The 8,059-nt window shown below is 75.7% G+C and carries 4 protein-coding genes; 2 read left to right on the forward strand and 2 right to left on the reverse strand.

What is annotated here, in order from left to right; genetic code table 11:
- Positions 1 to 4: 4 nt before the first annotated feature.
- Positions 5 to 2,161 carry an alpha-1,4-glucan--maltose-1-phosphate maltosyltransferase gene (locus AC5FZL_RS04335; RefSeq protein ID WP_493617335.1) on the reverse strand — a complete coding sequence of 719 codons (2,157 nt, stop codon included), beginning with the start codon at positions 2,159 to 2,161 and terminating at the stop codon, positions 5 to 7.
- 120 nt (positions 2,162 to 2,281) lie between these two features.
- On the opposite strand from AC5FZL_RS04335, the gene glgP reads away from it, so the two are divergent.
- Positions 2,282 to 4,837, forward strand: coding sequence for an alpha-glucan family phosphorylase (gene glgP, locus AC5FZL_RS04340; RefSeq protein WP_493617336.1), 2,556 nt, complete (start codon positions 2,282 to 2,284; stop codon positions 4,835 to 4,837).
- Between the two features lie 284 nt (positions 4,838 to 5,121).
- Here glgP and glgX read toward each other — a convergent pair whose 3' ends face one another.
- Positions 5,122 to 7,323: a glycogen debranching protein GlgX gene (gene glgX, locus AC5FZL_RS04345; protein WP_493617337.1), complete on the reverse strand. Its 2,202-nt coding sequence runs from the start codon at positions 7,321 to 7,323 to the stop codon at positions 5,122 to 5,124.
- 111 nt (positions 7,324 to 7,434) lie between these two features.
- Here glgX and AC5FZL_RS04350 point away from each other — a divergent pair.
- The coding region (locus tag AC5FZL_RS04350) for a cysteine desulfurase family protein (RefSeq protein WP_493617339.1) at positions 7,435 to 8,059 on the forward strand (625 nt) is incomplete at its 3' end.

Consider the following 8,059-nt stretch of genomic DNA (forward strand, 5'->3'; position numbering starts at 1 on the left):
CGTGTCAGCTCCCCGGGGTGGCGACGACGTGGACGACGTGCGCGGGGCTGCCCGGGCCCAGCTTCACGTAGTTGTGCTCGGACCAGCCGAAGGCGTCACCGCTGATGAGGTCGTGAGCGGTGAACCCGGAGGTCCAGTCCAGGCCCAGGGCGGGCATGTCCAGGTGGATGGTGGTCTCCCGGGTGGAGTGCGGGTCGAGGTTCACCACGACGAGGACGACGTCCTCGAGGCCGGTGGGGGAGTGCTCGGCGAGCACCCTGCGCGAGTAGACCAGGAAGGCCTCGTCGTCCGCGCGGTGGAACGTGATCCCGCGCAGCCGCTGCAGGGCCGGGTGCTCGCGGCGGGCGGTGTTGAGCAGGGTCAGCAGCGGGGCGAGGCTGCGGCCCGACGCCACGGCGGCGTCGAAGTCGCGCGGCTTGAACTCGTACTTCTCGTTGTCGATCTGCTCTTCGGCGCCGGGCCGGGCCACGTTCTCGACGAGCTCGTAGCCGCTGTAGATGCCGTAGGTGGGCACCGCGGTCGCCGCGATCACGGCGCGCAGGGCGAACGCCGTCGGCCCGCCGAACTGCATGTACGGCGTGAGGATGTCGTGGGTGGTGGGCCAGAAGCTCGGCCTGAGGTACTCCACCGTCCCGGTCGAGCCGGAGGGGCTGAGCTCGTCGGCGCCGATCGAGAGCTCGGTGAGGTAGTCGGTGAGCTCCTCGGCCGTGTTCCGCCACGCGAAGTACGTGTACGACTGCGCGAAGCCGACCTTGGCCAGCGCCCGCATCATCGCCGGCTTGGTGAACGCCTCGGACAGCAGCAGCACGTCCGGGTGGCTCTCGCGCAGCTGCGCGACGAGCCACTCCCAGAACTCCACCGGCTTGGTGTGCGGGTTGTCGACGCGGAAGAGCGTGACGCCGTGGTCGGCCCACATCCGCACCACGCGCAGCACCTCGGCGTAGACGCCCTCGGGGTCGCCGTCGAAGGAGAGCGGGTAGATGTCCTGGTACTTCTTCGGCGGGTTCTCGGCGTAGGCGATCGTGCCGTCGGCGCGGGTGACGAACCACTCCGGGTGCTCGCGCACCCACGGGTGGTCCGGGGAGCACTGCAGCGCCAGGTCCAGCGCCACCTCCAGGCCCAGCCCGCGGGCCCGGGCGACGAAGGCGTCGAAGTCCTCGAAGGTGCCCAGGTCGGGGTGGATGGCGTCGTGGCCGCCGTCGGCCGAGCCGATGGCGTACGGCGAGCCGGGGTCGCCCGGCTCGGCCACCAGCGTGTTGTTGCGGCCCTTGCGGTGCGAGGTGCCGATCGGGTGGATCGGCGTCAGGTAGGCGACGTCGAAGCCCATCGCGGCGATCGCCGGCAGCCGCTCGGCCGCGGTGGCGAGGGTGCCCGAGCGCCAGGCGCCCGTCTCCGGGTCGCGGTGCGCGCCCTCGGAGCGGGGGAAGAACTCGTACCAGGCGCCGACGAGCGCCCGCTCGCGCTCGACCAGCAGCACCATCTCCGGGCCGGGGGAGACCTTCTCGCGCAGCGGCTGGCGCGCCAGCGCCGCGACCACCCCGGCGGAGGTGCCGGCGGCCAGGCGGGCCATGGCGGGGCGCTCGGTGTCGCGCAGCGCGGCGATCGCGCCGTGCAGGTGACCGAGGTCCTCCTCGGACCGGCCCGGCTCGGCGGCGGCGCGCTCGAGCACCAGCGCGCCCTCGGCGAGCATGAGGTCGACGTCGATCCCGGCGGTGACCTTGATCGTGGCGTCGTGCTCCCACGTGGCGTAGGGGTCGCTCCAGCCCTCGACGCGGTAGCGCCAGTCGCCGGTGGCGTCGGGGACCACCCACGCCTCGAAGCGGTCGGTGCCCGGGGCCAGCGGGGTCATCCGCACCGCGGTGTGCTGCGTGCCGTCCGGGCGCAGCAGGACGGCCGTGGCCGCGACGGCGTCGTGGCCCTCGCGGAAGACCGTCGCCCGCACCGGCAGCGCCTCGCCGACCACGGCCTTGGCCGGCCAGCGCCCGCCGTCCACCGACGGCGTGGTGTCGATGACCGGGATGCGACCGATCTTCGTGCCCGGGGGGAAGTGCTCGGCGGCGGCCTTCCTGGCCGGCGCCCGGCGGGGGGCGCGGCGCTTGGGCGCTGCCTGGTCGGTGTCGCTGGGGGTGCCGGTCTGCCCGGCGGGGGTGGCCTCGCTCACGGCGCGAACCTACCGAGCGCTCCGGCACCGCACACCTCCACGTCCCCGGACGGCTGCGATCGGCACCCGGTCGGGCCGACCGTGGCCCGCGCCGCCGTCGCGGGCGTAGGTTCGCCCGCTGTGAGAGCCATCCGCCGCTTCACCGTCCGCACCGTGCTGCCGACCCCGCTGCAGGCCCTGGGGGAGCTCGCCACGAACCTCCGGTGGTCCTGGCACGCGCCCACGCGCGAGCTGTTCGCCGGCCTCGACCCGCAGAGGTGGGACGCCGTCCGCCACGACCCCGTGGCGCTGCTCGGCGCGCTGACCCCCGAGCGCCTCGACGAGCTCGCCGCCGACGAGGCCCTCGTGGCCGCCGTGGACGCCGCCGCCGCCGACCTGCACGAGTACCTCACCGGGCCGCGCTGGTACCAGGGCCTCGACGACGCCCCGGCCGCCATCGCCTACTTCTCGCCCGAGTTCGGCATCACCTCGGTGCTGCCGCAGTACTCCGGCGGGCTCGGCATCCTCGCCGGTGACCACCTCAAGGCCGCCTCGGACCTGGGCGCGCCGATCGTCGGCGTCGGCCTGCTCTACAAGAGCGGCTACTTCACGCAGGCCTTCACCCGCGACGGCTGGCAGACCGAGGCCTACCCGGTGCACGACCCCGACGGGCTGCCGCTGACCCTGCTCCGCGAGGCCGACGGCGCCCCCGCGCAGGTCAGCGTGCAGCTCCCCGGCGGCCGCACCCTCGACGCGCACGTGTGGAAGGCCGACGTCGGTCGGGTGCCGCTGCTGCTGCTCGACTCCGACGTCCCCAGCAACGACGAGGCCGCGGCCGGCGTCACCGACCGCCTCTACGGCGGCGGCGGGGAGCACCGCCTGCAGCAGGAGATGCTGCTCGGCATCGGCGGCGTGCGGGCGCTGCGCCTGTGGTCGCGCCTGTCCGGGGCGAGCGAGCCGGCGGTCTACCACACCAACGAGGGCCACGCCGGGTTCCTCGGGCTGGAGCGGATCCGCGAGCTGACCGCGCAGGGGCTGGCCTTCGAGGAGGCGGTCGAGGCCGTCCGCTCGGCCACCGTGTTCACCACGCACACCCCGGTGCCGGCGGGCATCGACCGCTTCGGGCGCGACCAGGTGCAGCGCTACCTGCTGGAGTCCGGCGCCCTGGGCGAGCTCCCCGCCGACCGCGTGCTGGCCCTGGGCGCGGAGGACTACGCCGGCGGCGAGCCCAGCGTGTTCAACATGGCGGTGATGGGCTTCCGCCTGTCCCAGCGCGCCAACGGCGTCTCGGCGCTGCACGGGGCGGTCAGCCGCGGCATGTTCGCCGGGCTGTGGCCGGGCTTCGACGCCGCCGAGGCGCCGATCACGTCGATCACCAACGGCGTCCACGCGCCCACCTGGGTCGACCCGCGGATCAGCGCGCTCCTCGCGGCCGCCGGCGGCGGGGACGACGCCTCGGCGCAGGCCGGCGCGGTGCCCGACGTGGTCCCGAGCGAGCTGTGGGCGGTGCGCCGGGAGCTGCGCGCCCAGCTCGTCGCCGACGCGCGGCGCCGGGTGCGGGCCTCGTGGCTGCGCCGCGGGGTCACCGCCGCCGAGCTCGGCTGGGTCGACGACGTCCTGGACCCCGACGTCCTGACGATCGGCTTCGCGCGCCGGGTGCCGACCTACAAGCGCCTGACGCTCATGCTCAGCGACCCCGAGCGGCTCAAGGCGCTGCTGCTGCACCCCACGCGCCCGGTGCAGCTGGTCATCGCCGGGAAGTCCCACCCCGCGGACGACTCGGGCAAGCGGCTGCTGCAGAAGATGGTGCAGTTCGCCGACGAGCACGACGTCCGCCACCGGATCGTCGTGCTGCCCGACTACGACATCGCGATGGCCCAGCTGCTCTACCCCGGTTGCGACGTGTGGCTGAACAACCCGCTGCGCCCGCTCGAGGCCTGCGGCACGTCGGGCATGAAGGCCGCGCTCAACGGCTGCCTCAACCTCTCGATCCTCGACGGCTGGTGGGACGAGTGGTTCGACGGCGAGAACGGATGGGCCATCCCCACCGCCGACGGCGTCGAGGACGAGCACCGGCGCGACGACCTCGAGGCCGCTGCGCTCTACGAGCTCATCGAGACGCAGGTGGCGCCGCGCTTCTACGACCGCGGGCTGGACGGCGTCCCGGGCCGGTGGATGGAGATGGTGCGGCACACGCTGCACACCCTCGCCCCCAAGGTGCAGGCCACGCGGATGGTCGAGGACTACGTGCGCCGCCTGTACCTGCCCGCGGCGGCGAGCGGCGCCGCCCTGGCCGCCGACGACCACGCCGGCGCCCGCGACCTCGCCGCGTGGAAGCAGCGGGTGCGCGCCTCCTGGGACGCCGTGCGGGTCGACCACGTCGAGTCCGGCGGCCTGGGGGACTCCCCGGAGGTCGGGGACGTGCTGCACGTGTCGGCGTACGTCTCCCTGGGGCGGCTCGCGCCGGAGGACGTCGACGTGCAGGTGGCCTACGGGCACCTGAGCGAGGACGACGAGCTCACCGACCCGGCCGTGCAGTCGCTCGAGCGGGCCGAGTCCTACGAGGACGGCCGGTACCAGTTCTCCGGCGACGTCGTCCTGCGCCGCACCGGGGCGTTCGGCTACACGGTGCGCGTGCTGCCCCGCCACGCCGGGCAGGTGGACCCCGCCGAGACGGCGCTCGTCACGAGCGCCTGAGCGGCTCTCCTCAGGCCGCGATGCTCCTCTCGTGCCGCACGGCTCGGCCCCTGGAGGTCCGATCGACCGGCACGAGAGGAGCGACGCGGCGCCAGAGGAGCACCTGTGGACGGCCGCGGCGAGTGCTCGACGACCTGCTCCAGCACTGGCACCGGGCCACCGAGCGCGGTGACCCCCGCGGCTGCGGGGCCGGATCACCCGCTCCCCGCGACCCCGCGGCTGGTGATGCACGTGCTCCTCGGATGCCGCGGTCCGGGGGCGGAGACGGGCCTCGCAGCGCGGCGTCAGCAGACGCGGTAGACCCGCACCGACAGGGCGCTGACCGGCACCCGGGACCCCGCGGCGTCGGGGGAGCCCTCGACGCCGGCGGGGTAGCGCTCCACGGCGCTGTCCCACAGCAGGCGGTAGGCGCTCGCGCCCTCGGCAGCCGGCAGCGCGACGTCCCCGTCGTCGAGGTCGCCGCGCAGCACCAGCAGGAGCGCGCCGGGCGAGGCGGGCCCGGGCGCGGGGCCGACGAGCACCTGCACCGTGCGCAGGTGGGCGTCCTCCCAGCGCGCGGCGGTCATCTCGGCGCCGCCGACGTCGAACCAGGCCAGCACCGTGCCGCCGTCGACGGCCGACCCGGGGCCGCCGTGCGCGCGCTCGGGGCTGAGCACCGGGTGCTCGCGGCGCAGCGCGGTGAGCAGCTGGGTCGTCGCGAGCAGGTCCTCCTGCCAGGGCTGCAGGTCCCAGGAGACCCAGGAGGTCTCGTCGTCGAGGCAGTACGGGTTGTTGTTGCCGTGCTGCGTGCGCCCCACCTCGTCGCCGCCGGTGATCATCGGCACGCCCGCGGACAGCAGCAGGGTGGCCAGCAGGTTGCGCATCGAGCGCCGCCGCAGCGCCTCGAGCAGCAGCTCGTCGGGGTCGTCGCCCGGCGTCCAGCCCTCGGCGCCGTGGTTCCACGACCGGTTGTTGTCCGTGCCGTCGCGGTTGTCCTCGCCGTTGGCGTCGTTGTACTTGTGCTGGAAGGCCGTGGCGTCGGCCAGGGTGAAGCCGTCGTGGGCGGTGACGAAGCTGACCGAGGCCAGCGGCCCGCGGTCGCCGGCGGCGAACAGGTCGGCCGAGCCCGACATCCGGGTGGCGAGCTCGCGCAGGCCCGCGCCGGGCGCCTCCCCGTAGGACATCCGCCCGGCCCCGGCCAGCCAGAACTCCCGTGCGGCGTCGCGGAAGCGGTCGTTCCACTCCGCGAACGGCGCGGGGAACGAGCCGGTGCGCCAGCCGTCGGGGCCGAGGTCCCACGGCTCCGCGACGAGCTTGACGTCCGCGAGGACCGGGTCGGCCGCGGCCGCCACGAGGAAGGGGTGGTCGGCGCGGTAGGCGCCGTCGCGGCCCCGCGCCAGCGTGGGCGCCAGGTCGAAGCGGAACCCGTCGACGCCGTAGGCCTGCACCCAGTGGCGCAGCGAGTCCAGCGCCAGCTGCACGACGCGCGGCGAGCCGAAGTCGAGGCTGTTGCCGCACCCGGTGGAGTCCACGTCGCGCCCGCCGCCGTCCAGGCGGTAGTACGTGGTCGCGTCCAGGCCGCGCAGCCCCAGCGTCGGGCCGTCGCCGCCGCTCTCGGCGCTGTGGTTGAGCACGACGTCGAGCAGCACCTCCAGGCCCGCGGCGTGCAGCGCCGCCACGGCCTCGCGCACCTCGGCGAGGACGGCGGCCGGCCCGGCGGCGCGCGCCGCGGCGGTGGCGTAGCGCGGCTCGGGCGCGAACCACGACAGCGTGCTGTAGCCCCAGTAGTTGCGCTGACCGCGCCGGGCGAGGGAGACCTCGGTGGCGGCGGCCTGCACCGGCAGCAGCTCCAGGGCGGTGACGCCGAGGCCGCGCAGGTGCGCCACGACCGCCGGGTGCGCCAGGCCGGCGTAGGTGCCGCGCAGCTCCGGCGGCACGTCGGGGTGCAGCATCGTCAGGCCCCGCACGTGCGCCTCGTAGACCACCGTGCGCGCCCACGGCGTCCGGGGCCGCTCCACCGGGTCGGCGCGCGGCGCCTCGAGCAGGATGCCGTGCGGCACGTGCGCGGCGCTGTCCCGGGGGTCGGCGGCGAGCGGCCCGGCCAGCGGCAGCCAGCGGTCGGGGTCCACGGCGTGGCCGAAGACCTCCGGGCCCCAGGCCACCTCGCCGGTCACCGCGCGGGCGTACGGGTCGAGCAGCAGCTTGGCCGGGTTGTGCCGGTGGCCGCGCTCGGGCTCCCACGGCCCGTGCACCCGCAGGCCGTAGCGCTGCCCGGGGCCGACGCCGGCCACGGACGCCGTCCACACCCCGTGCCGGCGGCGGCGCAGCGGGACCCGGCGCTCGCGCCAGCCGCCGCGGCCGTCGTCGTCGAGCAGGGCCAGCTCGACGGCGTCCGCGTGCGCGGCCAGGACCGCGGCGCGGGCCCCACCGGGCACGAGGTGCACGCCGAGCGGCTCCAGCGGCTCGTCGTCGGAGCCGGCCGGGGCGGGAGCGGGGGAGGGGAGCACCGGGGAAGCATGCCGCAGGCCGCACGCCCGACCGCGCCTAGACTCAGCGGTGTGAGCGCGTACCTGGACCACGCGGCGACCACGCCGGTGCAGCCAGAGGTGGTCGCGGTGATGGCCGAGGAGCTCTCGCGGATCGGCAACCCCTCGTCCCTGCACACCGCCGGCCGCGCCGCGCGGCGCGTGGTCGAGGAGTCGCGCGAGCAGGTGGCCGCGGCGCTCGGCGCCCGGCCCGGCGAGGTCGTGCTCACCGGCGGCGGCACCGAGGCCGACAACCTGGCCGTCAAGGGCCTGTTCTGGGCGCGGGCGGCGGCCGACCCGCGCCGGCGCCGCGTGCTGGTCAGCGCCGTGGAGCACCACGGCGTCCTGGACCCCGCGGAGTGGCTGGCGGCCGAGCAGGGCGCCGAGGTCGTGCACCTGCCGGTCGACGCCACCGGGCGCCTCGACGTCGCGGCGCTGCGCGAGGCCATCGCCGCCGACCCCGCGAGCGTGGCCCTGGTGTCGGTGATGTGGGCCAACAACGAGGTCGGCACGGTGCAGCCGATCGACGAGGTCGTCGCCGCCGCGGCCGAGCACGGCATCCCGGTGCACACCGACGCCGTGCAGGCCGTCGGGGCGCTGCCGGTCGACTTCGACTCCTCCGGCGTGGCGGCGCTGAGCCTGACCGGCCACAAGTTCGGCGGCCCGATCGGCGCCGGCGCGCTGCTCGTGCGCCGCGGCACCTCGCTCGTGCCGGTGC

This window comes from Quadrisphaera sp. DVD1, assembly GCF_058932755.1.